This window comes from Desulfovibrio intestinalis (assembly GCF_014202345.1).
Taxonomy (GTDB): domain Bacteria; phylum Desulfobacterota; class Desulfovibrionia; order Desulfovibrionales; family Desulfovibrionaceae; genus Desulfovibrio; species Desulfovibrio intestinalis.
Window position 1 is genome coordinate 458,197 of record NZ_JACHGO010000002.1, and the last position, 26,406, is coordinate 484,602.

Below are 26,406 nucleotides of genomic sequence, written 5' to 3' on the forward strand. Positions count from 1 at the left end.
ATGAAACTGGACCCGCAAGCCTGCATAAAACTGCTGCAAGCCAGCAATCCCGTGCGTCTTTACGGAAAGGTCAACAAGGTTGTTGGCCTTGTGGCTGAAGGCAGCGGCCTGCGCGCGCCCTTGGGCGCTGTATGCCACATGTTGCCCGATGAAGGCGGTGAAGGCATCGCAGCTGAGGTCGTGGGTTTTAGAGACGGCAACCTGCTCTTTATGCCCTATGGCGATATGCGGGGTATCCGGCCCGGCAGCCGCATCCGTAATACGAGCCTGCCGCCTGTTTTTCCCGTTGGGCCGGAACTTCTGGGACGGGCTTTTGACGCATTTGGCACGCCGCTGGATGCGGGGCCGCCTGTCAGCACGGAACTCTATTCTTCCCCTTTGCCAATGGGCGAAAATGCCAAGGCCGACTTTGCCCGTCAGATTGAAGAACAGTTGCCCTATGTGCCTGAATGGGCCGCTGTGGCCCGTCAGCAGTGGCATCCCGAGCTTGCCCCCATCTACGCAGACCCGCCGAGTCCCCTACAGCGTCCACGCATCACGGATATTCTTGACGTGGGCGTGCGCTCTGTCAACAGCCTGCTAACCCTTGGCAAGGGGCAGCGCGTGGGCATTATGGCTGGTTCCGGCGTGGGCAAGTCCACACTTATGGGTATGATGGCGCGTTACACGCGAGCCGACGTAAACGTCATTGCGCTCATAGGCGAGCGTGGCCGCGAAGTTGTGGAGTTTATGGAGCGTGACCTCGGCCCTGAAGGTATGGCGCGTTCCGTACTGGTTATCGCCACTTCCGACCAGTCGCCTCTGGTGCGCATGCGTGCGGCATATGCGGCGACAGCTGTTGCCGAGTATTTTCGTGATAAAAGCATGGACGTGCTGCTCATGATGGACTCTGTCACGCGTTTTGCTATGGCTGCGCGTGAAGTGGGCCTTGCCGTAGGCGAACCGCCCACCACAAAGGGCTATACACCTACAGTTTTCGCCCAGTTGCCCAAATTGCTTGAGCGGGCGGGGCGGTCTGCCAAGGGAACCATCACGGGCATTTATACAGTGCTGGTGGATGGCGACGACTTCAACGAACCTATTGCCGATGCTGTGCGGTCCATTCTGGACGGCCACATTGTGCTCACCCGCGATCTGGCTGACCAGGGGCATTTTCCCGCCATCGATGTATTGCGTTCCATCAGCCGACTTCGTTCAGATATCTGCGAACGGCAGGATGTTCTGGCAGGGCGGGTTGTTACGCGCAATATGAGCACGTTCCGGCGAGTTGAGGATATGGTTAACATAGGGGCTTACGCGCGAGGCACCAACGCGGAGATCGACGCAGCCATCACCAGTATGCCAGCCATTAACGATTTTCTGAAACAGGATGTCGGCGATCCGCAGTTTCTGGATCAGAGCATGCAACAATTGCGCGCCCTGGCGCAACTGGCCGAAGGCGCAGCAGCGCAGCAGACCGCGCCAGGCATGCCTTCCGGGCAGAACGGGGTGCCCCCCATGCGGGGCTAAATCCACAACCCATTCACGCAACTTATATTTGCGAATTATGTCACATGCTGCTTGAAGGCCGTATGTGCCTATGCTAGATTGTACTGACAGTCTGGTCTTTTGTCGTTGCTTTTCGTGGAATATCGCTTGTTATTTCAGCTATATAGCTAAGATCTGGCTCTATGGTTTAAAAAGCTCTTTCCAGCAGGCAACTGTAAAGATCTGAACGGTGGCAGGCCAAAGTTATTTTTTGTTTGCGTGCCCGGGCCTGCATGGCTTGTCATCTTCTTGCGTACCTTGTGCTGCCTGTGTTACCGCGATGTAACAACAGCAGTGTGTACGCTTGCGTTAGGGCAGCAGTCCGGCGCATGGCGTATATCCACAGCCACCGCAAGCAATTATGCCCTCGGTGGTTCAGGCCTCCCTGGTTTTGCAAACCCGGGCTTTGTCATGAGTTCTGGAGCCGGCATGCCTCTTTCACGCCTTTTGGTTTTTTTTTCGCGATCCGCCAAGCGCGCCGTCAGTGGCACGGCTTCCGACAGTGAGGCCGAGCACTATTTTGCTCTGCGCCATCATTCCTTCAAGCTGTTTTTAACGGCATGGAATACCTTTCAGGAAACCATGACCGCTCTTGAATACACATTGTGTTGCGACCATCCTTTTGGCCTTTACCGGGTGCGCGCGCTGTGCACCAGCATGGCAACTCAGGTTTTTCAATGCGTCAAACAGCTTGAAAGGCTTGATCCCGGCCCCTGCGAAGCTTTGTATGCCCGCTTTGGCGAACTTCAGAAAATGGTTGCCGATGATGTGTATGAGCCGGAGCTGTGCCTTCTTGGGCCGCTGGTGCTTCCGCTTGATGAAAATACAGATATTGAAGCGCTTTCAGGTCAGGGCGAATTTCCTCTGGTAGACCCGGTAACGTTGCGGCTTGAAGAGGTGCGCCGTTGCCATCCCCATTTGGTGCCCAAGGGATTTGTCATCACAATGGCCGGGTGCCAGCATTTCTTGCAGAGCGCTGAATTGCAGAGCGAGATCAATCGCCGTATCCAGGCGGCGGGTGGGCTTGCGCCCAAGCATCTTGCCAAGCTTTCACGCAGTCTTGGGCAATTGGTGGAGGATACGCCACTGCCGCTGGATCTGATTGAGGATATTTGCTCTGCGCTGGCACGCCTGCGCGCTTCTTGCCCGCAAGAGGGCATGCGTCTGGTATTGCGTGGCCGTTTGTGGCCGCCAGAAGCGCGCGGCAGCGATGATCCCGGCCTGATCCTCTGGGGGCCATCTGTTCCCCTGAATGCTCCTGATGAAGAAATATTGCACGCGGTTCATATCACTCTGGCACGCAAGCAACGTGCCCAGGCGCTGGTTTATCGGCGCGCGCGAGGCCTTACAGAGGCTGGAACAGGCGTGTGCATCTCCTGCATGGCTGTGGAGGACGGCGCGTGGGGCGGGCTGGCTCATTCGTGCAGTCCCGTGCGTGCGCATGGCGAGCAGGTTCATATCTATGCCAGCCACGGCCTGCCACAAGAGCTGGATTATTCCGTCCTGCCTGCAGACCACGCCACGGTAGACAGGCGGCCTCCTCATGAAATTATCAGCCTGACCAGCCCTGACAATGCGGTTCGCCCCGCGCTGGATGCGGATACGGCCAAGGATATAGCCACCCTGGCTCTTGAGATGGAAGCGTACCTCAGTTGCCCTGTTTCCATTTCCTGGGTGCGCACCCCGCAAGGGGAGTTGCGTTTGCTGCTGGTTCGTCCCATTCCCCTGCCAGTAGACGCTGTGGACATGCCGCCAGTGCTGCCCGAAGTGCACGCCAGCCTGCGCCTTTCAGGCGGGTATACTGTGAGTCCCGGCAGAGTGGCGGGAACGGTTTGCGTGGCGCGCCGATGGGAGGATGCCCGGCGCTTCCCGCCAGGCGGCATTCTGGTAGTGCCTGACGACAATTATCGATGGGGGGCCTTGATGGACCGCGCTGCGGGCATCATTGCCGAAGAAGGCTTGGCTGGTTCTCGGTTGGCTTCTCTGGCGCGTGAATTTGGCAAGCCGGTCATTTTCGGTCTGGCTGGCGCAATGGACACGCTGAAGAACGGGCAGAGGATCACCCTGTGTTCCGACATCTGTCAGGTGTATGTGGACAGGCAGGAATCACTTTTGCCCAATGTGCCTCCGGGGCGCGACTACATGCCGGGCAGCCCTGTGTACCGCATTTTGCAAAAGGCTTCGGCCCGCATCCTGCCCCTGACTATGGATGTGGACAGCCCGGAATTCAAGGCAGCCAACTGCCAGACCTATCACGACATCGCCCGCTATTGTCATGAAAGGGCGGTGAGTGCCATGTTTTCCCTTGGGGCGGAAAAAAAGTATGCCCCGCAGCGCGTAAAACAGTTGCGCGACAAGGTTCTCAAGCAGTTCTGGGTTGTGAACCTCAGCGACGGTTTTCTCACTGTGCCCTCAGGCCCGGTGATTGATATTGAACAAATTGCTTCCGTGCCCATGCGTGCTCTCTGGCACGGCATGAATGCCTATCCCTGGCAGGGGCCGCCGCCTGTGGATGGCAAGGGTTTTTTGTCTGTGCTTTTTGAGGCAACGGCCAATCCCAATCTGGACCCTGCGGCTCAAACAGCTTATTTTTCAGAAAAAAACTATTTCATGATCTCGCGCGACTATTGCAGCCTGCATTCGCGCTTTGGTTTTCATTTTGTGTCCGTCGAGGCACGCCTTGGAGACCGCACGCCTGAGAATTACCTCACCTTCCATCTGCGCGGCGGCGCGGCCAACATTGAGCGGCGTATTTTGCGCGTACGCTTTGTGGCAGAAATTTTATGGGAATTCGGGTTTGCGCCAATGGTGCGTAACGATGCGGTCAGCGCCACACTCAAGGGGATGGACCGCGAAGAAGGCGAACTGCTGCTGGCTATCGCCGGGTACATGACCATCCACACCCGGCAGCTGGACATGATTATGCAGGATGCCGCTCAAGTTGCCGCACGACGCGAGGAAATGCTGAACCACTGCCGCATGCTGTTCAGAGGGGAAAGCCTGTCGCAGGCCACCACCGATGTGGAGGAAAAGCAACCATGTCCGTAGCAGCACCCGCAACCCACCGCGGCTACAAGGCTATCTACCGCCGATTACTGGTGACCCTGCTGCTCATGGCGCTTACGCCCTTGGTGGCCTTGGGGCTTTTTTGCATAGACAGGCTGAGCGTCATTTATGACGAAAAAATCAGCGCAAGTATTGAAGCTGTGGCCAGCAGCAAGCACCGTGCTCTGGATACCTTTATGGTTGAGCGTGTGGCGCAGATCAAGAATCTTGCCTTTACTCATCCCTATACCGAATTGAGCAATCCCGCGCGTTTGAGCGAAATTTTCAGCGTCATGCAGAACAACAGCCGCTCCTTTGTGGACGTTGGCGTTATCGGCATGGACGGGCGACACGTTTCCTATGTCGGGCCATATGACCTTAGCGACAACAACTACTCCGATACCCCCTGGTTCAGAGAGGTGTTGCGCAAGGGTGTGTATGTCAGCGATGTTTTCATGGGCTACAGAAATGAGCCGCATTTTATCATCGCCGTGCTGCGGCACGAGGGCGGACGCAGCTATATCCTGCGTGCCACCATTGATATGGACGCCGTGGTTGCTCTGTTGCGCCGCGTATATTCCGGCCCTCACAGTGATGCGTTTTTGGTCAATGCTCAGGGCGAACTGCAAACGGATTCCCGCTACCACGGCAAGAGCATGGACAAGTTCAACGTGCCTCTGCCGGACATGACGCGTAAAAACGTCGTTACCCAATACCTCAAAACGCCACAGGGTCAGGAAATGCTGGCGGCCATGATGCCGCTGGAATCCATGCCTTGGCGGCTTGTGGTGCTGGATGACGTGCGCGAGAGCCTGCGGCCCTTGCGCCAGCTCAAAGCTCTCATCATTTTCTTTGTGGTACTGGGCAGTGGGCTTATCTGCATGGGGGCAGATTTCTGTACCCGCAGGCTTGTGGCCTCGCTGGAGGAGTCAGACCAGAAGCAGGCGCATATTGATGCCCGCATGTTGCAGTCCAGCAAGATGGCGGCCTTGGGTAAAATGGCTGCGGGTGTTGCTCATGAAGTCAATAATCCCCTTATGCTCATACAGGAAAATGCTGGCTGGATTCGCGATCTGATGGAAGACGAAGATTCTACCAGTATGAAAAATTATCAGGAAATTCTTGAAAGCACAGAAAAAATTGACCAGCATGTAAAGCGCGCCAAGGGGATCACTCAACGCATGCTCGGCTTTGGCCGCCGCATGAATCCAGGCAGAACAGAAATTCTCATCAATTCTCTGACGGATCAGGCAGCGGAAATGCTCAAGACAGAGGCTACCAACCGCAATATTTCTATTACTAGAGAATATGATCCCCATACTCCGGTCATTTTGTCTGATCCAGCGCAACTCGAGCAAATATTTATCAATATTATCGACAATGCTATCGACGCCATCGGCAAAAACGGTTCTTTGACCATTCGCACACTTGCCTGGAAGAAGGGCGTTCGCGTACTATTCACCGATACTGGTCCCGGTATGGATCAGGAAACTATGAGCCGTATTTTTGACCCTTTCTTTACTACCAAGAAAGTTGGGGAAGGCACCGGGCTTGGTTTGGCTATCTGCTATACCATACTTGAAAAGTTGGGCGGCCGCATTGAGGTGCAGAGCCAGCTTGGGCAGGGCACCACATTCAGCGTCACCCTGCCTGCCGAACCGCCGCAACTGCCGCCAGACGACGGGTTGGAGCCCAGGTAGCTGTAAAATGATTTATGGCTTTTGGGTAGAAACGGAATTTTTCTTTCAACCAATTGCGCGTCAACCGGGCGCGCAGACCTGCATCAGATTCTTGAAAGGCCAAGGGCATTTTACCCGTGAAAAGATTAAAGTGCTCTAAACCTGCACGAGATGCAGTGCGCCGCAGGCGGTGTGAATTCAGCCAAAATTGTATTTTGGAATGAGTGACAATTGGGGAATGTGAGTATTTCAAAGGTAATCTGCTCCAGAGAACAGACTTTTTGACCACGAGACGCATTTGACGCTGCGAACCCGGCTCGATCCATGAAAGACCGTTGACCTCAAAGCTTACTGGCGGCAAAACAACGCATCGGCAACCTGCCCGGCAAGGCCGCGGCACTGCCTGTAACCGAGGAGGCCCCATGCGCGCATTGTTTGTTGATGATGAACTGGAATTTCTTGAACTGATGCAGAAGCGCCTTGCCCGGCGTGGAATGGAAGTTGTTACTGCGCCAGACGGGCAAACGGCTCTTGAGCTGGTGAGTCAGGCTGTGGACTCGGGTGCCGAGCCTTTCAATATTGTCATCATGGACGTGCGCATGCCGGGCATGGACGGTCTTGAAACGCTGCGCCACATGAAGCAAAAAGCCCCTAGGTTGCCAGTCATCCTGCTGACTGGGCATGCCTGTATGGGGGTAGCCGTTGAAGGGCTTGATCTTGGCGCATATGACTACATGCTCAAGCCTGTAGCCATCAGTGAACTCATCATCAAGATGGAGGAAGCGGTTCGCTCCGCTGTGTAAGATGGCTCTGCTCAAGTACTTGCAACGCTTGCTGGGGCGAGAGCAGCCCTCGGAGCCCGACCCGGCAGAACTGGCCCTTGAAGAGGAGCTGAAGGTTCGGCTGCGTGAACGTTGCGCGCGGTTTCGCCGCCTGCTCTCTGCCAATAAGCGTGCCCTTGAGGCGATGAGTGAGGTGGAAGACCGCCTCTCTGGCGCCAAACCCTTTGGTATGGACTATGTGCATGCCGTCAGCACACGCGCAGTTACTGCGGTTTTTCAGATGGTGCGTGACCTGAACGCCCTGTCCGACAATAGCTATGCCGCCTTGCAGGAATCTTTCGACCGCATTCGGGCCGAAATGGAGATCCTGCTGGAAGAATTGCCCCATCTGGATGGCCCGCTTATTCTGCACCTCGATCAGATTGATCTGAGCGATCTCACCCTTGTTGGCGGCAAGATGGCCAACCTTGGCGAGGTTGCCGCCAATGCCGGCCTCACCGTGCCGGATGGCTTTGCCGTGACCGTCAGCGCCTATTATCGGTTTATGGAGTATAATGGTCTGCAGCAGGAGCTGAACCGGCGCATTCAAGCCACGGATATGCAGAGCCTGGATCAGGTCTTCAGCCTTGCGGCCGCTTTGCAAAAAGCCGTGCTGATGGCTCCGTTGCCGCCAGAGCTTGAAGAAGCCATTACGGAAGCTGTAGAAAACATGCGTGCCAAGGCTGGCCCCGGGCTCAAGCTGGCCCTGCGCAGCAGTGCTGTGGGCGAGGATTCCCTTGGCGTCAGTTTTGCGGGGCAGTACAGGTCGGAACTTAACGTGCCGCCTGAAGAAGCCTGTGAAGTGTGGAAAGAAATCATCGCCAGCAAGTATGCGGTGACGGCCATGAGCTACCGATACCAACACGGCATTCCCGACGATGCTGCCCCCATGTGTGTCGGGGTGCTGGCTATGGTGCCCGCTGCTGCCGGGGGAGTGGCCTACAGTCGAGATCCCGTCGCCGCCAGTCGCGGGCGTGAGCAAATTCTTCTCAACGCTGTTTCCGGGTTGCCGCAGGCTGTTGTGGATGGCGCTGTTACCCCTGACGTATTTATTTTCAGCCGCAAAATTCCTCCTGAGCTTATTCGCAAGCGTCTGGCTGGGCCTGAGGGAACGCCGCCCAGTCTTACAGACAAACAGGCCGCTGAACTTGCCAAAGTAGCCATTGCGCTTGAGACCTACTATACCGAGCCACAGGATGTGGAGTGGGCTCTGGATGCGGAAGATGGCCGTATTGTGGTTTTGCAGAGCCGTCCTTTGCACGCGGCAGATTCAGCTACAGAGCAAAGTCATACTGATCATCAGCGACCCGGAGAAGAGGGAAGCGAAGCCTTTGCGCTTGAAGATCTGCCGCAAGGGCTCAAAGTGCTGGCGGCAGGCGGCGTTGCCGTAAGCCCCGGCGTGGGCATGGGGCCAGTTTTTGTGGCGCGTAAGGAAGCCGACATGCTTTCTTTTCCCAAGGGCGGCATTCTGGTTGTAGAGCGCGCCTTGCCCCGGTGGGCGCCGCTACTCTCGCGCGCGGCAGGGCTTGTGAGCGAAACTGGGGGCATGGCGGGCCATCTGGCGTCAGTGGCGCGGGAATATCGGCTTCCGGCTGTTTTCAGTTTGCCCGATGCCTGCTTGCTGTTAGATAAGGCTGATGAAGCCACGCTGGACGCGAGGCGGTGCGCTGTTTTTGCCGGGCGACAGCCGCAATTGGTGTCCATTGAAGCCGAGCCGCCCAATCTTATGGAGGGTAGCCCAGTGCATCAGCGCTTGCAGGCTCTAAGCCAGCTTATGGTGCCCCTCAATCTGCTGGACCCCGACGCACCAGAATTCGCCCCCGACCATTGCCGTACCTTGCACGACATCACCCGTTTCTGCCATGAAAAATCAGTTCGCCTCATGTTTGAAGAGGAAGACGCCGACGCCAGCAGGCGCATGGGCAAGCAGCTGAAGGCCGGAGTCAAACTGCAATACTGGGTCGTGGATATGGGGGGCGGTTTTCGGCATCGTGTGTCAGGTCCTGTGGTGGATCTGGAGGTCATTGCCAGTGCGCCCATGCTTGCCTTGTGGGACGGTATGGTGGCCGTACCCTGGGCTGGGCCGCCAGCGGCCAGCGCGTCCGGATTTATGACTGTGATGCTTGAAAGCACCATGCGGCCTGAGCTTGAAAGCACAGCACCCAACGCTATGGCCAACAAAAACTTCTTTCTTATCTCTGACAATTATATGATATTGCAGGCCCGGTACGGGTATCATTTCTGTACTGTGGAAAGCCTCGCTGGCGAAAAAAGCCACGAAAATTTTGTGAACTTTCAGTTCAAGGGCGGAGCGGCTGACCGCAAGCGCCGTCAGCTGCGAGCCCGTATGGTGGCAGACTTGCTTGAGCAGCATGGTTTTCGTGCGGATGTGAAGGACGACTCGGTTTTTGCAGTGGCTGAAGGCTACAGCGCGCCGGAAACGCTGATGAAAACACGCCTACTGGGGTATTTGCTCATCCATACGCGCCAAGTAGACATGGTTATGCTGGAAACAGAAAGGGCAACAGCCCTGAAAAACAAAATGCTGGCAGATATGGAAGCGTTGAGTGCAAAGCCGCTTATGGGGTGTACTCTCTAGCCTGTGTCGTTACGAGATGAGTGCCCTGCCATATCCAGAAGAACAAACCTTTTATGATGAGAGTGTATCCTTATGATACACATGCGGAATAAAAGGAAAACTTTTACAAAAAAATAGCTGGAGAGGCGTTCTCGTCAATATTGGCCAAGAATTTTTGCATTATTTTACTCGCAGGTCACATCAAAGACGCACTCCTGTCCACAATTACGCTATAAATATATGCCATCAGCTCCACAAAAGCAGTTGGCTGGCGCTGTTGTCACCACAATCAGCGCTTATCGCTTATGTCGACGAGCTGATGGCGGTTGAAATTGTTCCGGCTGTGTGAGCAGACGCCAGAGTATGTTCAACGTGAAAACGCTTTGAAATGAGAAAATATGTTCTCAATAGTAAACTACCCTGAATAGGCTTTCAGCTTGCCGCAATGCAAGCTTCTCGTCTGAAGATGCTGTAAGCATCTTCCTCCTTCCTTTTCCTCTTCGAATGGAGAATTTATGACCAAGCCCCGTGTATATGTAACCCGTAGTGTGTTGCCTGAAGCTCTGGATCTTTTGCGTTCGCGTTGCCAGGTTGATGTGGGACCGTCTGAAGGCCTGTCTGAAGCTGCTCTGGTTGAGGCTGTACGCGGCGCGGATGCCGTTGTGGCAACTCTGCTGCATTTGAGCCCCGCTGTTATGGAAGCGCTTGCTCCCACCTGCAAAATTATTTCCAGCTATGGCGTCGGCTACGATCATATTCCTGTTGAAGAAGCAACCCGCCTCGGCATCTGGGTGACGCACAATCCAGACTCTGTCACAACGGATACTGCGGATCTTGCCTGGGCGCTCATACTTGGCGTGGCCCGCAAGCTGCACGATTGTGACCTGACTGTGCGCAATGATGAGACCCCGTGGGGCGTCACAATACATATGGGCCTGCGTGTGAGCGGTAAGACACTGGGCATCGTAGGCAGTGGGCGCATTGCCCTTGCGGTGGCCAAGCGTGCGCAGGGCTTCGGCATGCGCCTCAGCTATACCGGGCGTCGCAGAAACGAAGCTTTTGAAGCCGCCACGGGCGCACAGTACATGAGTAAGGAAGAACTGCTGGCTTCATCGGATTTTGTGAGTCTGCATATTCCGTTGACCGAAGATACGCGGCACTACATCAGCACGGCAGAATTCGCACTTATGCGGCCTCACGCCATTTTGATCAACACTGCGCGTGGCCCGGTAGTGGATGAAGAAGCGCTGGTCGTTGCCTTGAAGGAAGGACGCATTGCCGGAGCAGGGCTGGACGTTTTTGAGCACGAACCCCATGCACATCCTGCCTTGCGAACCATGAACAACGTGCTCATGACCCCGCATCGTGGCGTTGCCACCATTGACTCACATGTGGACATGGGCGAATCCTCTGCGCAAAAAATATTTGACGCTCTTGACGGCAGACTGCCTCAGAATTGCCTGAACCCTCAGGCGCGCAAGCCTGGAGCGGTTTAATCGTTTGCAACAATACGCCGTATGTAGAAAAGGCCGCCCCTTGGGGCGGCCTTATTGCATGTTATACTTAGGGAAACGCTGATTTATTCCGTTTGGCTGTGTTGCTTCATTTTTTTGAAACGGTTGAGGACGGAAGAGTCCACTCCTGCTTCAAAAAAAGGTCGCGCCTTGCCAAAAAAAATAACTGCGCGTTTCCAGAAGGCTCTTTAATCAGTGCTTCCTTAATGATTTTATTCTGCTGCCGTTGAACGGCCTGCGTCAGGCTGCAATACTAATGCGAGATGATGCTGGCAAGAAAATCCTTGGCACGCTGCGTCTGCGGACTGTCAAAGAACTGTTCCTTGGGCGTGTCTTCAAGAATAAGGCCTTCTTCCATAAACAGCACACGATGAGCCACCTTGCGGGCAAAGCCCATTTCGTGAGTGACCACCATCATCGTCATGCCTTCGTAAGCAAGCTCGACCATAACATCCAGCACTTCGTTGATCATTTCAGGATCAAGGGCAGAAGTGGGTTCGTCAAAAAGCATTGCCACGGGGTCCATGCACAGTGCGCGGGCAATGGCCACACGCTGCTGCTGACCACCAGAAAGCTGCGAAGGATATTTTTCCGTATGCTGGTCAAGGCCTACCCGGCTTAACAGGGCAAGGGCCTTTTCTCTGGCTTCTTCATGATTTCTTTTGAGTACTTTTTCCTGCGCCAGAATCAGGTTGTGAATAATGTTCAGGTGCGGGAAAAGTTCAAAATGCTGAAAAACCATGCCGACGCGGCTGCGAAGGGTTGCAAGGTTGGTGCGCTTGCTGGTCACTTCAGTGCCGTTAACGAATATCTGACCGCTCTGTATTGGTTCAAGACCGTTGACGGTCTTGATAAGCGTTGATTTGCCCGACCCGGAAGGGCCGCAAACAACCACAACTTCGCCTTTATGTATGCTGGTGGTGCAGTCGCGCAGTACGTTAAAGTCACCGTACCACTTGGATACGTTGTTCAGAACAATCATTGCTTCTTCGGTAGGAGTGCTCATAGCTTAAGTCTCTTTTTTACCACGGTTACGGCCAGAGAAACGCAGAAGCAGACCACAAAGTAGCCGGCGCCCGCAAAGAGCACCATTTCTATTTCATAGCCGGTGGTCTTGCCAATGTTGGTGGCTGTGCGGAAGAAATCCGCAAGGCCTATGATATACACAAGGGCCGTATCCTGAAACAGAATCACGCCCTGTGTCAGCAGCAGGGGCGTCATAACGCGAAAAGCCTGCGGCAGGATAACATAAATAAGTGTCTGCGATTTTGTCATGCCAAGGGCAAGCGCAGCATAATTTTGTCCCTTGGATACGCTGTTCATGCCCGCGCGAATGATTTCGGCGTAATAGGCGGCTTCAAATGCGGTAAAGGCCACCATTGCAGAAACAAGACGAATGTCTGTCAGGGGAGAAAGATTGAGAAATTTTGTCAAAAATTGCGGCACGATAAGGTAGAACCACAGCAGCACCATCACCAAAGGAACAGAGCGGAAGCAGTTAACGTAAGCAGCCGAAAGCCAGCGCAAAGGTGCATATATGGATATGCGCGCCACGGCCAGAAGGGTACCGATCACCATGCCCAACACAATGGAAGTGAGCGTTATCTTGAGCGTTACCATAATGCCCTGACTCAGCAGGGGCAGGCTTTGCTCAATTATACTCCAGTCGAAATCAAACATTTTTGCCTCCAATGCCTGTGGAGGGAAGCCGCATTTTCTTTTCAAGCACTTTCATAATGCGCATGACGACAAAGTTCAGAAACACGTAGGCCATGGTAACGGCAATAAAGGATTCGTAGGCAAAGCCCGAGAATTCCAACAGGCGGTTTGCCTGCGAGGTCAGCTCCACAAGTCCGATTGTGGAGGCCACTGCCGTATTCTTGACCATGTTGAGCATTTCTGAGGTCAGTGGGGGAACGATAATGCGATAGGCATTGGGAAGCAGTACATGAAAATACGTCTGGGGCAGTGTGAGGCCCAGAGCAAGAGCTGCATAGCGTTGCCCGCGCGAAAGGGCCAAAATGCCTGAACGTACCTGCTCACAGACTCGCGCGCCCGTGAACAGACCCAAGGCACAGGTAGAAAGTATGAAAAATTGCGCGTTGGGATTCAGTTCAGCCTTGAACCACACGCTAAGATCGCGCGGCAGCAGGTCGGGGGCAGCCAGATACCAGATAAAAAACTGGACGATCAGGGGGATATTACGAAAAATAGCAACATAAGTAGCACCAACGCCTCGAAGAAACTTGTTGGGCAAGGTGCGTAGTATTCCAAAAAACGAGCCTATTATGAAGGCTACAATCCAGGCACAGATAAAAAGAGCCGCTGTAGTGAGAAAACCGTCAATCAACCAGTTGAGGTAGGTGACGTTTCCGAACGGCGCTTGTTCAAAAAAAATGCCCCAGTTCCAGTTAGCCTGCATCAGAAAATTCCATCCATAAAGATAAAGCGTGATTCATTATGCCTCGTCGTGTGTGGGCCGTCTGACGGCGAAGCGCCAGCGAGTGGCTCTGCTGGCGCTTCGCATGATAAAGCAAAGCAAAAAGACTAATTCAGGGCCTTATCGTTGGGGGCCTTGAAAAGGTTCTTCATTTCATCGGACATGTCAAAGTTCATGTTCATGCCCTTGGGAGGAATAGGCTGCTTGAACCAGCGCGTGTAGGATTTTTCGGCCTCGCCGTTCAGCTGCAGGTCGGCAATGGTGCCGTCCACAAGCTTTTTGAAGGGGGCGTCGCCCTTGCGCACCATGCAGCCATAGGCTTCAAAGCTCTGGGGGGTGCCCACGATAACCCATTCAGCGGGTTTTTTGGCCTTGGCGCGTTCGCCAGCCAGCAGGGCGTCATCAATAAAGAAAGCTACAGCGCGGCCCGATTCCACCGTGCGGAAGGCATCGCCATGGTCTTTTACACTGATGATGCTGACGCCAAGCTTTTTCTCGTCATTCATCTTGTTCAGCAGCATTTCGGAGGTGGTGCCAGCAGTGACCGCCACGTTCTTGCCCTTGAGGTCATCAAAGTCTTTGATGCCCGAATCTTTATGCGTGAGCAGACGTGTGCCGACCACAAAAAATGTGTTGGAGAAGTCCACCTGCTGCTGACGGTCAAGGTTGTTGGTGGTCGAACCACACTCGAAGTCATAGGTGCCGTTCTGGAGCAGGGGAATGCGATTCTGCGAAGTGACAGGCACAAAGCGAACCTTCAGGTCGGGCATGTTGAGCTGTTTTTTCACAGCTTCAACAATTTTGTCGGAGTAGTCTTGCGCGTAGCCAATGACGTTTTGCTGCAAGTCATAGTAAGAAAAAGGTACGGAGGATTCGCGATGCCCTACAACAATTACGCCGGTTTCCTTGATTTTTTTCAGGGTACCGGTCAGCTCTTCAGCCTGGACGGCAGAGTGGGTGGCGGTAAGCAGCAGCAGGCCAGCCAGTGCGGACAAAAGGGTTTTTTTCAGGGTCATGGTTTCCTCCTAAAAGGTGCATTGCTTGGGAGCAAACTTTGGATTGGTTCGATAAACGTCCCCAAAATCCCTTGCGGGAAAAGTTGTGGTCCTTAACCGATGTAAACCGTCAGCGTCGGAACGACTTCCGAATGCTGGCGGGGATTACCTATAGAGGGCTGCCGGTTTTCAGGTCAGCAACAAAGGTATTCTGAAAAAAGTATACCTCTGCCAGCAGCACGCATTTGAGTTGCGTGATGCCAAATGGCTCTATTGCTTGACTGCTTGTCCGGGGGGTGGGCCGCAGGCTGCCGCGTATGAAGGGTGCCAACGGGTTGGCATGAAATATGTATTATCGCCCCTTATAACCCAACTAGTTTTATAAATAATGAACTCCTTGTCAACAAGTTATGGAAATACTGCTAAAGGTTGCAGAAGTGCTGTAAAGACGAAGCAGAACGCTATGGATTTGAAATGACCGGACCGTATGCGCACAGAAAAGCGCCAGACTTTTGGTCTGGCGCTGATAGTCGGCTTAATGCGGAGCTGTGAAGTATTTCAGACGTTGAGATTCAGGCCAGCCAGAAGATCCATTTTGCCATTTGAGTAATTGCCAAAGTACGAATTCGCGTTGCCAGAACCTGACCACCATGCCGCCATAGACTCTACCTGGATGCGTTTGCGCATATCCGATGGGGATACTTGCATGGCCTTGCGCGCGTCATCAAGGCCAGAAAGGGCTTCAACTTGCTTATATTGCTTGACGAGTGAAGGGTTTTCGTCGAAAAATTGTTGTATCTTGGACTTGTCGGCACTGTCGCTGATGACGGTAACGCTGCCATCTGTATTGACCTGGAGCGTGAATTTCACATCGGGATCAATGCTCAGGTTACTCAGGCCGCTGCTGATCGTAGATCCCAGCGTGCTGCTGTTGAGCGCGGCCTGAGCGTCTGTCAGTTCCTTGTTGTTGACCGTGGCCTGCACGTTGCCCGATGCGCCCAGTCTGAGGCTCACGGTAGAGGCCTCAACGTTCTGCTTTTTAATCTGGGTCGAAAGGGCGTTGGCCAGATCAGGATTTTCTGCCAGCCACGCGTTAACAGCATCCGCCTGCTTGTTCTCATCACTGACAACAAGCTGCCCGTCACTGTTAAGCGTAAAATTAATGGGGGTGCTCAAATCCACTCCCATTTCTCCGAGGGCGGTGCGCAGCTTTGTGCTCAGGTCGCTACTGGAATCGAGCCCGCTTTGTATGGCTGCCTGGGCTGTATTGACCACTGTGAGCTTGCCCGTGCTGCTGACTTTCATGCTCACAGAGGTGCTTGCGTCAACGCCGGCGTTTGTGAGAGTTGAACGCAGTTCCTTGCCAATGGTGGTGTTGGAATCAAGCCATGTCTGGGCGGCTTTCTGGTCAGCGGCATTGGAACTGGAGGCGGCCAGTTTGCCGTCCTTGTCCAATGTAAAGGTGATGTCTTCGGGCTTGCTGATGCCAACACTGGCGAGGCCGTTTTTGACACTGTCGTTAAAACTGGAAAGCAGCTGTTCGCGATATTTGGTGATCTGGCTGAACGTGACGCGGCTATTGCTGGAAAGCCCCATGGACTCCATAGCGTATTTGGTCAGTTCAACCATGCTGGAAAGCTGATTGGTCATAGAGCCTGTGGAGCTAAAAAGACTGCTCAGGCTGTTGGAGGAACTGCTGGAGGTGCCGGAGGAACTGCCAGTTCCCGTGCTTTTCAACTGCTGACCCTGCCACTGCAGCATGGCTGTGCTATAGCTGTTGACGCTGGATATGCTCATGATTCCTCCCGGAAAAAAATTCCCTGAAATATCTGAGCCTAAATTATGCAAAATGTAGACCAGAAAATAGTTTTGGTGATTTTTTCACGGTTTGTTTGGCAGCACGCGGCTGGAAAAAAGCGGGCGGAAAGACTGTCTGTGTGGTTGAGCCCAATGATGGACAGCCCAATTAAAATAGGCTAGAGAGCGAGCATGGCAGTAAGATCTTCAATGTATGAAACCGTTGAATTTGACGATCCCACCCTGGCAAATCAGCTGTTTGGGCCTCACAACGCGCATCTTGACCTGTTGGCTCTTGCCAGCGGCGCGCAAATCACCAGCCGAGGGGCCAGCATTTATATTGAATCGCCCGACGCTGATGTGCGTCAGGTCTTGTGCAACGTTTTTGTGCAGCTTTATGATTTGCTGCGAGGCGGACTTGCGCTGAGTCAGCAGGATTTTACCCGGGCTTACGAGATGCTCAGGGGTGATCCGGGGCTGAGTTTGGCCCAGATTTTTCGTGATGCTGTTTTTGTTAATACCCCCCGCAAAACGGTCACAGCACGCAATGTGGCCCAGCGTACCTACCTCGATCTCTTGCGGCGTCATGAACTGGTGTTCGCGGCTGGGCCTGCTGGCACGGGCAAGACCTATCTTGCTGTGGCTATGGCGTTGTCGATGTTTCAGCAGCACAAGGTCAAGCGCATTGTTCTGACGCGTCCAGCTGTGGAAGCGGGAGAGCGCCTGGGCTTTTTGCCCGGCGACCTGGCGGAGAAGGTTAATCCCTACCTCCGTCCTCTGTATGACGCGCTGCATGATATGATGCCTCAGCCCAAGGTGGCTTCCATGATGGAGGTAGGCTCCATTGAAGTAGCGCCCCTTGCTTTTATGCGAGGTCGTACTCTCAATGACGCCTTTATTATTTTAGATGAAGCACAGAATACCACTCAGGAACAGATGAAAATGTTTCTAACACGAATGGGATTCGGTTCGCGCATGGTGGTCACAGGCGATACCACGCAGATTGACCTGCCAATGCAGCCCGGCGGCCAGCGCCCTCGGTCGGGCCTTATTCACGCGCTGAATATTCTTCCTGATGTGCCTGGTTTGGCTGTACACCGCTTCAGCAAAGCGGACGTTGTGCGCCATCCCCTGGTCGGAGCCATAGTAAACGCTTATGATAATGCAGAAAAAGACGGCACGGCCCGCTAGCTTCCTGGCCCTCATCCACGCGCTGAGGGCTCGGCACCATTGCGGCTGGGGGCTTACTGCCCTCATCATTACTTTTTTTGCCCTGTCGCTACTGGCTGGGGCCAATTTTGAGGTAGTACCCAGAATATATGTGGCCGGGCAAATTGCGGATTCTGACGTTATTTCCGACCGTGACATTTTGGTGGAAGACACTCAGGCCACCAAGGCACGGCGCAAGCAAGTGCTGCTTTTGCAGCCCCCGGTATATGATCTGAGTCTGGAACCCTATGCGGCCTTTCAGAACCGTATTGTTGAAATTTTGCGCAGTCTGAACAATGGGGTAGACTACAAGTTGCAGGAAGGCCCCCTGCAAAGACTTGCCGACGAGCTGACGCCTCCTGTAGCTGATGAAGTGCTGCCTGAACTGGCGCATCCTGAAGTGCAGGCCTACCTTCTAAAAACTCTGCTGCCCAGTATTCGGGAACATATGGCCGAAGGGCTGGTGGGCGATATCCGCTCGGCCAGAGTCGGACGCAGTGGCGTTATTATACGCAATCTGGACAACAATACGGAAATTTTGCGTCCAGAAGTGACGAATCTGCCTGACCTCCAATCGTTTCTGGCGGAAGTGTCTTCTCTTGTGCGGCAGGTTCCTACCCTGAATCCACAGTCACGCCGAGCCATTAATATTCTGCTTTCAGCAACCGTGCCCGCCTCGCTTACGCTTAACCGCGAGGCCACGCAAAGGCGCGGCAATGCAGTTATGAGTATGGTGGAGCCGGTATACTACCAGATACTCAAGGGCGAGCTGCTGCTGCGTAAGGGCGAGCGGGTAAGCCGCGAACAGCAAATAAAGCTTCAAACTCTTTACAAATCCTCCTCAGACCCCATGCACTGGGCCGCTGCAATGGGAGCCTTTATTTGCTCCCTGCTCCTGAGCGTGGGCTTTTTTGTCGCTCCCAGCGGCAAGCCCGGTACGCCCTTGCGTTGCAAGGATATGCTGCTCATATCGCTGCTGCTCATGCTTTTCAGCGTTGGGGCCAAAATAGTCTATGTGCTTGGTTTGCGCGTGGACAGCGTGACTTTTCTTAATACACTGAGCCTTGGCTTTCCTGTTGCAGGAGCCGTGGGGCTGGTGGCCATGATCTTTGCGGCCCGGCGCTACTGCACTATGGGGCTGCTGCTGTCATTTTTCGTAATGCTCATGTTTCAGGAAGATTTTTATTTCTTCCTGTATCAATTCCTTGGCGGCATGCTGGCCACATGGCTTGTGACCAATGCCCAAAGCCGTCAGGACGTGGTGTGGAGTATTGTTCCGCTGACCATTGGGCAGGTGCTCATATGGTTTGGCACCGCGCTGTTGTCGCAGACTGCTCCTGGCGAGCTCCCCATGCAGCTGGCAGCTGTGGCCATCAACAGCCTGCTTTCGCTTATTTTGCTTTTTGCGGTCAGCCCCGTGCTTGAGTTGAGCTTTGGCTACAGCACACGCTTCCGGCTGATGGAGCTCATGAGTCTTGAACAGCCTCTGATGCAGGAACTCATGGTCACAGTGCCCGGCACCTACCACCACTCATTGGTGGTATCCAACATGGTGGAGGCCGGAGCCAAGGCCATTGGAGCCAACAGCCTGTTGTGCAAGGTGGCGGCCCTGTATCATGACGTTGGCAAACTGTCCTACCCAGAATATTTTATTGAAAATCAGTTTGGCGGGCCCAATAAGCACGACAAGCTTGCGCCGTCCATGAGCGCACTCATTCTTCTGTCCCATGTCAAAAAAGGCACGGAGCTGGCAGAGCGCTATAAACTGGGACAGGACATTGCGGATATTATCGGGCAGCACCACGGCACGCGCCTTATTCGCTTTTTCTACCAGAAAGCCATTGATATGGGTGAAAAGCCCAGAGAGTCTGACTACAGCTACGTGGGGCCGCGCCCCCAGACCAAGGAAGCCGCCATACTTATGCTGGCTGACTCGGTTGAGGCATCAAGCCGCACGCTTGCTGAACCTACCCCGGCGCGAATCAAGAGCCATATTGACGCTATTATCAAAGGGATTTTTTCTGAAGGGCAGTTGGACGAGTCTGAGCTGACGTTCAAGGATCTGCACTACCTCAGTGAAAATTTCCAGCGCATTCTTACGGGTATTTTTCATCAGCGTATTGCCTATCCTGACGCCAAAATTCGCGATGTAGCCAAGGTTGTGGGCAAGGCAGAGGTCAAGCCCGAAGCCAAGGATGCCAAGGGCAGCGTCCGGCAGGAAGCAAAGGGAGAAGCCAAGGCTGCTGCCGCGCAGGTGGCAACCCCGGCTGCGCCTGCGGCTGCTCAATCCGCAACGAAAGATGTGGCGGCAACAGGCAAAATGGCCAATGCTGCCACAGAGCATGCTGCTTCCGGCAAAGGTGTCGTTGGGCAAGGGGGCAATGCTGATAACTCTGGCCTTGTGAACGGGGCAGAGGGGCAAGGCGGTCAGGCGAAACAAGGCACACAGCAAAAACCTTCGGGTGATGGCGCACAGTGATGTCGCCTCCACCGTCCCGGTCCCGCAGTAATAATAAGGGGCGGGTTACTGTCTTTCGCCATTATCCAAAAGGGAGCGCTTTAGCCCCTTTGCACTGGCGACAGATGCGTGCCGCACTTGACGCGATGCTTGATGTGCCTACAGATTCCAGTGATTACGGCGTTCACGCCCCCATAGCGGTGGAGCTTTTTTTGCTGGATGACGCCGCTGTTGCAAAGGCCAACGCCCGGCATCTTGATTGTGCGGGGCCGACCAACATTCTTTCTTTTCCTGGTGGAACTGACGCCCCTGGCGTCTTGCTGCTCTCATTGGATACGTTACAGCGCGAATGCCTCTTGTACGGGCAGGATCCGTCAGAACACGCCATTCGTCTTTTGGCTCACGGCATGGGGCATTTGTGCGGGCTGGATCACAGCCCGGTTATGGATGATCTTTGCGAACAGTTCATGGATGCAGCCTGGGCCGCGCTGTGTGGTGAAGAAGCGTAGAACCCGTCATTGTCTTGCTAAAGCCTGACAATGCAGTTCCCGTAGTTTTCTGGCTGAAGCTTCACCCTTGTTGTGCCAGTCCTTGGGCAGCCGTACGTCAAGAAGTACAGCCAAGTGCGCCAGGGCCGTGGAACTGATGGGGCTACCGCTGTCTGCATCAACCAGCCGCCAGAAAGCCTGATCAAAGCCCGCTGTGTGTACCCGCCAAAGAAGGTCGCGCCGGGTTCCGGGGCGAAGGGTCGTATACATGCCGCCCTTCATATGCTCCGAAGCGGCAAGCACTCCTGCTTTGGCGAACCGGGTCGACAGGCGAAGGCGGCGGGCCAGTTCCAGGCTCAGGGCTATCCCGCCTTTTTCATGGCCGTAGTGGTGGGGCAGCAGGGCAGGATCCGTTAAAATTTTTCCCAGGTCGTGGCACAAGGCCATCCAGACCGCCAATGAATCACCGGCCACAGTATCCATGATACGCAGGCTGTGCCCCAAAACCGAGTTACTATGCCATTGCCGAGGGCCTGCCGGAATGCTGTCTGCTTTTTCCAGTTCAGCGAACCAGGGAGCAAGGCTTTGCCCTTGTGCCAGCACTCGAAAGAATCGGCCAGGGGCCGGGGCAGCCAAAGCCTTGAGAACTTCGCGCCCAACACGTTCGGCAGGCAGGGTGGCGCGCTCCGTATAGGAAAGGGCACGCATCTGTTCAAAGGCGCTTTTGTCAATGCGCCAGTCAGGCCAGTAGGCGGCAAATCGTGCCAGGCGGAAGATGCGCGTAGGGTCGTCGGCAAAAGCTGTGGGGGATGCCGGGCGCAGGATTCGCTGTTGCAGGTCGTTGACCGCCTGCGGATGCATATACAGCTTTCCGGCTTTGTCCAGCGCCAGGGCGTTAATTGTAAGGTCGCGCGCCCTAAGGTCTTCTTCTGGTCCGGCTCCACGAAACGGCATGCACTCCCGTCCATGCCAGAGGCAAACGTGCACACTCTTGCCCACGCGCCGGGCATCCGGGTGAAGGGATAAAAAATTTTCCAGATCGCCAGCAAAGGCGAAATCCAGTTCCGTGGGCGTGCGGCCCAGCAGCATATCGCGCACCGCGCCGCCAACGAGGTAAAGTTCCATGTTCACAGTATGCCATAGCCACCCAGATGAGGGAAGCGCTTGCCCTTCACCAAAGCCGCATCCATCCGGCCCTGTTGTTTGGCGTTTCGGCCATATTTCTTCCTGCCTTGATACAGCCATGCACATGGCCGCTCGCGATATGTTGGCCCCGTGGGACAGCGTGCAGTGTGCCGCACAAACTGCCGGACGCGGTCAGTTGCGCCGCAACTGGTATTCGCCACCTGGTAATGTTTACGCGGCCATAAGATTGCCTATGACTCCGCCCTTTGACGGATCCGCAGCGGCTCCGGCCACAGCGTGCCTGCTGGCAGAAGCTTTGCGGCTGCTGGGGTGGCCTGTGCAGCTCAAGTGGCCCAATGACATCGTAATTGAAGATGCAGATGGGCAGCCCAAAAAGCTGGCTGGCATTCTACTTGAAGAGCGCGGCGGCATATTGCTGGCGGGTATTGGCATCAATGTGGATTTTTCCCCGCCAGTAGAGCTTTTGCGGGCTGGCGCGGCAATGGAAGCAACCTGTTTGCGCGATCAGCTTAAAGCCGAGGAGGGGCGATATATTTCTACAGCAGAAGCCTTATGGCAACAGCTTGTAATACGCATGCATTCGGCATATATTCACTGCCACTCATTTTCCGGGCAGTGGAAAAAGCACGCCGACGGTTTTTTGCTATGGCGTGGAAAAGATGTGGAGCTGCGCGACGATGGGCGCATTGTGCGCGGCTGGCTGACGGGCTTAGGTCCGGCAGGCGGCCTTTGTCTTAACCAAAACGGACGGCTTGAGGAATTTTTCAGCGGGAGCCTTCTGCGTACCGGCAGAGCAGCAGTAAAGGGTTAAAAGGCATGGCCAACAAGACATTCTCGGAAGTGCAGGATTTTTTGAGGGGTAAGGTAATACTTGTCGCCAACCGGGGTATCCCGGGCCGGCGCATCTGCCGTTCCATTAGGGAACGGTTTGACGCGGTGGCAGCCATGACTGCCACCGATGTGGATAAAACCGCTCCGGCGGCATCCACCGCTCAGGAGTTGGTCCTGCTAGGTGCAGAACCTCGTGCATATCTGGACATTGACAGTGTTATTGCCAAGGCGAAACAGCGTGGCGTTGTAGGCATCCACCCCGGCTGGGGATTTGCCTCTGAAGACACGCGCTTTCCCGCACGTTGCAAAGAAGCGGGCATTACTTTTATTGGCGCTACCGCCGAGGCAATGAACCTGCTTGGCAACAAGGTGCAGGCGCGCGAAGTTGCCCGCAAGCTCGGCATTCCGGTGGTTCCGGGTTCTGACGGCGCTGTTGACGTGCCCACGGCCAAAAAGCTCATCAGCGAGATGGGGCTGCCCATCATGCTCAAGGCTGAAGGCGGCGGCGGTGGCCGTGGCATTTTTGCCATCCATAATGAAGCAGAGCTGGAAGACGCCTTTTTCAAAGCTTCCACTATGGCTCAGGCTTCCTTTGGCAACCCGCGCCTGTTTGTGGAAAAGTTTCTTGCCGATGTTCGCCACATTGAAATTCAGGTTATTGCCGACATGTACGGCAATGTCTTTGCTTTTGATGAACGCGATTGCACGGTGCAGCGCAACCACCAGAAACTCATTGAAATCACTCCTTCGCCTTGGGCCGGCCTTTCACGCAATTTGCGTGAGCGCCTCAAGGATTATTCCCGCCGTCTGGTGCGCGCTGTGGGCTACCACAGCCTTGCCACGGTGGAATTTCTGGTCACGCCTGACGGAACGCCGTACCTCATTGAGGTCAACACACGCCTTCAGGTGGAGCACGGCATCACGGAATGCCGTTATGGCATAGACCTTGTGGAAGAGCATATTGCCGTGGCCTTTGGTGCGGAACTGCGTTACCGCGAAGAAAACCTGCGTCCCTCGTACTGTGCCATGCAGGTGCGTATCAACTGCGAAAACCCGCAGGACAACTTCGCCCCCAACTCTGGCCTGATTTCGCGCTATGTTTCTCCCGGCGGCCCCGGCGTGCGCCTGGACTCCAACATCAGCGCGGGTTACGAGTTCCCCGCCAACTATGACTCTGCGGGAGCCCTGCTCATTTCCTACGCGCATGACTGGGAAAAGACCCTGGGCATTATGGAGCGCGCGCTTAGCGAGTATGTGATCGGCGGCATCAAAACGACTATTCCTTTCTACCGTCAGGTCATAAAGAATCCCCTGTTCCGTCAGGGCAAGATCAATACCAACTTCATTGCCGACCACCCGGAGCTTATGGTCTATACCGACCTTGCTCCCGAGGGAGAGCGCCTGTCCAAGCTTGTGGCCGAAGTTTCCGCCAAGGGCTACAACCCTTATGTGCAGCTTGGCGAATACCGCTCGGATACCACGCCATGTCTTGGCCCCTTCGAGCCTGTGTTGCCCGCCATTACCTCGGCGCAGCGCAAGCAGCCTTCGCCCTATCCGCAGGGCGACCGCTTGGCTACGTTGGATTACATTCGTGACTCAGGGCAGGTGCACTTTACCGACACCACGCCGCGCGACTTCACCCAGTCCAACTCCGGCAACCGCTTCCGTCTTGCCGAAGACAGGCTTATTGGCCCGTATCTGGATAACGTAGGGTACTTCTCCATAGAAAATGGCGGCGGCGCGCATTTCCATGTGGCCATGCTTGCCAACATGACCTATCCCTTCACTGAAGCGAAGGAATGGAACCGCTTTGCCCCCAAGACCATGAAGCAGCTCTTGGTGCGCTCTACCAACGTGCTTGGTTACACGCCCCAGCCCCGCAATCTTATGCTCAAGACCGGGGAAATGATCTGCGATCACTACCAGATCATCCGCTGCTTTGACTTCCTGAACCATGTTGAAAATATGCGTCCTATGGCCGAAGTGGTTCTTGGCCGTAATGACGTCATCTTCCAGCCTGCCATCTCCATGTCCTGGGCCAAGGGCTTTGATGTGCAGCATTACCTTGGCGTTACGGAAGGCATGCTGCGCATGGTGGGTAGCGTTATGGGCGTTGACCCCAAAGAAGCTTCACGCCACATCATTCTGGGCCTTAAAGACATGGCCGGGGTATGCCCCCCGCGCTTCATGACCGAACTGGTGACAGCTATTCGCAAAGCCTGGCCTGAACTGGTACTGCACTATCACCGCCATTACACCGACGGACTGTTTGTGCCCGCCTGCGGCGCAGCCGCCAAGGCCGGAACCCATATTATAGATGTGGGTCTGGGATCAGCCGTGCGTTCGTACGGCCAGGGCGATGTGCTGGCCACCATGGCCTACATCGAAGACGAACTTGGCCTCAAGTGCCACCTGGACAAGGGCGCCATCCGCGACGCCAACTTCGTGTGCAAGCAGATCATGCCGTACTATGACCGCTACTGCGCGCCGTACTTCCAGGGGATAGACTATGACGTCACCCTGCACGGCATGCCCGGCGGGGCCACCTCTTCCTCGCAGGAAGGGGCCATGAAGCAGGGCTACATTCACCTGTTGCCCTATATGCTCAAGTTCCTTGAAAGCACTCGTCAGATTGTGCGTTATCATGACGTGACGCCCGGTTCCCAGATCACCTGGAACACGGCTTTCCTGGCCGTTACCGGGGCCTGGAAGCGTGGCGGCGAAGACGAAGTGCGCTATCTGCTTCAGGTGCTCGCCGAAGTGACGCGCACCCCTGAAGAAGAGCTGTCGCAGGAAATGCGCAAGGCTCGCCTGCACATCTACCGTGATTGCAACGATGCCTTCCGCAACCTTTTGCTCGGCAAGTTCGGCAAGCTGCCTTTGGGCTTTCCTGCTGACTGGGTCTACATGAGCGCCTTCGGTGCGGAGTGGAAGAACGCCATTGCCAGCCGGATAGAGACTTCGCCTCTGGAATCTCTGGTTGACGTGAACTTGGCTGCGGAAGAAAAGGCCTGCGCCGATATTCTCAAACGCAAGCCCAATGAAGAAGAGTTTGTGCTCTATCTCAACCACCCGGCAGACGCCCTTAAAACCGTTCAGTTTAAGGCAAAGTTTGGCGACCCGAATAACTTGCCCCTGCATGTGTGGTTTGAGGGGCTGAAAGCGGGTCAGGACCTGTATTTCAACGACAGCAGCGGCAAACCGCATCACTTGCAGTTGTTGAGCATATCAACGCCCAATGAGGCTGGCATATCCATCTGCCGCTATGTGCTGGACTCTGAGTTCATGAGCTGCGAAGTGCAGGTGCGTCAGCCTGTGGGCACTGCTGCCAAGGGTGCTTTGATGGCCGATCCGGCCAACCAGTATCATGTGGCTGCGCCCAGCAATGGCGACTTGTGGGTCATGTACGTTCACCCCGGTGATGTGGTTAAGGCTGGGGAAGAACTGTTCAACGTGTCCATCATGAAGCAGGAAAAGGCCGTGCTTGCCCCCGTGGACGGCATGGTCAAACGTGTGCTGAAAACCGCTGACTTCAAAGAAAGCAAGCAGATGGTTTCTGTGCGTGAAGGCGAGCTCATCGTGGAACTCGGCCCTGTGCCCCGCGTGTGCGCCAACGAAGCCTGCGGTCAGCCCATCCCGATGGAAAACATCACCTTTTGCCCTTATTGTGGTTCACGGGTCTGCTAGACCCCGCGACATTGACGCCTTTTGGCTTCCGAAAGACTGTCTTCCGGAAGCCAAATCCGCTAATGCCGGCAATCTTGAGGGGCCGGCTCATCAGTAAAATTGCTGTAAAAGCCAAATAACCTTCCGTGGTAAGGTAATTTGTGGACAGTTTTCTGATGCCGATATACAATTTCCTAGGTTGCAATGCTTCT

General features: G+C 54.9%; 17 protein-coding genes. 11 read left to right on the plus strand and 6 right to left on the minus strand.

The window, feature by feature from the left end; all coding sequences use genetic code 11:
- The 6 genes from HNQ38_RS04805 to HNQ38_RS04830 all read left to right on the plus strand — a co-directional run bounded on the left by HNQ38_RS04805 (nt 1) and on the right by HNQ38_RS04830 (nt 11,146).
- Entirely contained in the window at nt 1–1,509 is a 1,509-nt protein-coding gene (locus HNQ38_RS04805) for a FliI/YscN family ATPase (protein WP_183718267.1), read from the plus strand.
- 447 nt (nt 1,510–1,956) lie between these two features.
- On the plus strand, nt 1,957–4,575 hold the full coding sequence (locus HNQ38_RS04810; RefSeq protein WP_183718268.1) for a PEP/pyruvate-binding domain-containing protein: 2,619 nt from the start codon (nt 1,957–1,959) through the stop codon (nt 4,573–4,575).
- On the plus strand, nt 4,566–6,272 hold the full coding sequence (locus tag HNQ38_RS04815; RefSeq protein ID WP_183718269.1) for a sensor histidine kinase: 1,707 nt from the start codon (nt 4,566–4,568) through the stop codon (nt 6,270–6,272). Before HNQ38_RS04810 ends, HNQ38_RS04815 begins: the two co-directional genes overlap by 10 nt.
- A gap of 401 nt (nt 6,273–6,673) precedes the next feature.
- Nucleotides 6,674–7,054 carry a response regulator gene (locus HNQ38_RS04820; RefSeq protein ID WP_183718270.1) on the plus strand — a complete coding sequence of 127 codons (381 nt, stop codon included), beginning with the start codon at nt 6,674–6,676 and terminating at the stop codon, nt 7,052–7,054.
- Between the two features lies 1 nt (nt 7,055).
- A complete protein-coding gene (locus HNQ38_RS04825; protein WP_183718271.1) occupies nt 7,056–9,671 on the plus strand; it encodes a PEP/pyruvate-binding domain-containing protein in 2,616 nt (871 codons plus the stop codon).
- 494 nt (nt 9,672–10,165) lie between these two features.
- Entirely contained in the window at nt 10,166–11,146 is a 981-nt protein-coding gene (locus HNQ38_RS04830; protein WP_183718272.1) for a 2-hydroxyacid dehydrogenase, read from the plus strand.
- Nucleotides 11,147–11,417: 271 nt separating this feature from the next.
- Here HNQ38_RS04830 and HNQ38_RS04835 read toward each other — a convergent pair whose 3' ends face one another.
- The 5 genes from HNQ38_RS04835 to HNQ38_RS04855 all read right to left on the minus strand — a co-directional run bounded on the left by HNQ38_RS04835 (nt 11,418) and on the right by HNQ38_RS04855 (nt 16,396).
- Nucleotides 11,418–12,146, minus strand: a complete 729-nt coding sequence (locus HNQ38_RS04835; RefSeq protein ID WP_183718383.1) for an amino acid ABC transporter ATP-binding protein — start codon at nt 12,144–12,146, stop codon at nt 11,418–11,420.
- Nucleotides 12,147–12,166: 20 nt separating this feature from the next.
- Complete coding sequence (gene gltK / locus HNQ38_RS04840; RefSeq protein ID WP_183718273.1) at nt 12,167–12,844, minus strand: glutamate/aspartate ABC transporter permease GltK; 678 nt, start codon at nt 12,842–12,844, stop codon at nt 12,167–12,169.
- Nucleotides 12,837–13,586, minus strand: a complete 750-nt coding sequence (locus HNQ38_RS04845) for an amino acid ABC transporter permease (RefSeq protein ID WP_183718274.1) — start codon at nt 13,584–13,586, stop codon at nt 12,837–12,839. Before HNQ38_RS04845 ends, gltK begins: the two co-directional genes overlap by 8 nt.
- 125 nt (nt 13,587–13,711) lie before the next feature.
- Nucleotides 13,712–14,620 carry a glutamate/aspartate ABC transporter substrate-binding protein gene (locus HNQ38_RS04850; protein ID WP_183718275.1) on the minus strand — a complete coding sequence of 303 codons (909 nt, stop codon included), beginning with the start codon at nt 14,618–14,620 and terminating at the stop codon, nt 13,712–13,714.
- A 537-nt stretch (nt 14,621–15,157) separates the two neighbouring features.
- Nucleotides 15,158–16,396 (minus strand): hypothetical protein, encoded by a 1,239-nt coding sequence (locus tag HNQ38_RS04855; RefSeq protein WP_183718276.1) that lies wholly within the window; start codon nt 16,394–16,396, stop codon nt 15,158–15,160.
- A gap of 192 nt (nt 16,397–16,588) precedes the next feature.
- On the opposite strand from HNQ38_RS04855, the gene HNQ38_RS04860 reads away from it, so the two are divergent.
- The 3 genes from HNQ38_RS04860 (at nt 16,589) to ybeY (ending at nt 20,572) form a co-directional block, all read left to right on the plus strand.
- On the plus strand, nt 16,589–17,587 hold the full coding sequence (locus HNQ38_RS04860; protein ID WP_183718277.1) for a PhoH family protein: 999 nt from the start codon (nt 16,589–16,591) through the stop codon (nt 17,585–17,587).
- The gene (locus HNQ38_RS04865) at nt 17,553–20,084 is read left to right on the plus strand and encodes an HD family phosphohydrolase (RefSeq protein WP_246387985.1); all 2,532 of its coding nucleotides are present in this window, start codon (nt 17,553–17,555) and stop codon (nt 20,082–20,084) included. The genes HNQ38_RS04860 and HNQ38_RS04865 overlap by 35 nt, the downstream gene beginning before the upstream one ends.
- 104 nt (nt 20,085–20,188) lie before the next feature.
- A complete protein-coding gene (gene ybeY, locus HNQ38_RS04870) occupies nt 20,189–20,572 on the plus strand; it encodes an rRNA maturation RNase YbeY (RefSeq protein ID WP_246387986.1) in 384 nt (127 codons plus the stop codon).
- A gap of 6 nt (nt 20,573–20,578) precedes the next feature.
- On the opposite strand, the gene HNQ38_RS04875 is transcribed toward ybeY, so the two are convergent.
- Nucleotides 20,579–21,676, minus strand: coding sequence for a polynucleotide adenylyltransferase (locus tag HNQ38_RS04875; protein ID WP_183718279.1), 1,098 nt, complete (start codon nt 21,674–21,676; stop codon nt 20,579–20,581).
- On the opposite strand from HNQ38_RS04875, the gene HNQ38_RS04880 reads away from it, so the two are divergent.
- Nucleotides 21,675–22,508 (plus strand): biotin--[acetyl-CoA-carboxylase] ligase, encoded by an 834-nt coding sequence (locus tag HNQ38_RS04880; RefSeq protein WP_183718280.1) that lies wholly within the window; start codon nt 21,675–21,677, stop codon nt 22,506–22,508. The genes HNQ38_RS04875 and HNQ38_RS04880 overlap by 2 nt on opposite strands.
- 5 nt (nt 22,509–22,513) lie before the next feature.
- Entirely contained in the window at nt 22,514–26,215 is a 3,702-nt protein-coding gene (locus tag HNQ38_RS04885; protein ID WP_183718281.1) for a pyruvate carboxylase, read from the plus strand.
- Nucleotides 26,216–26,406 lie beyond the last annotated feature (191 nt).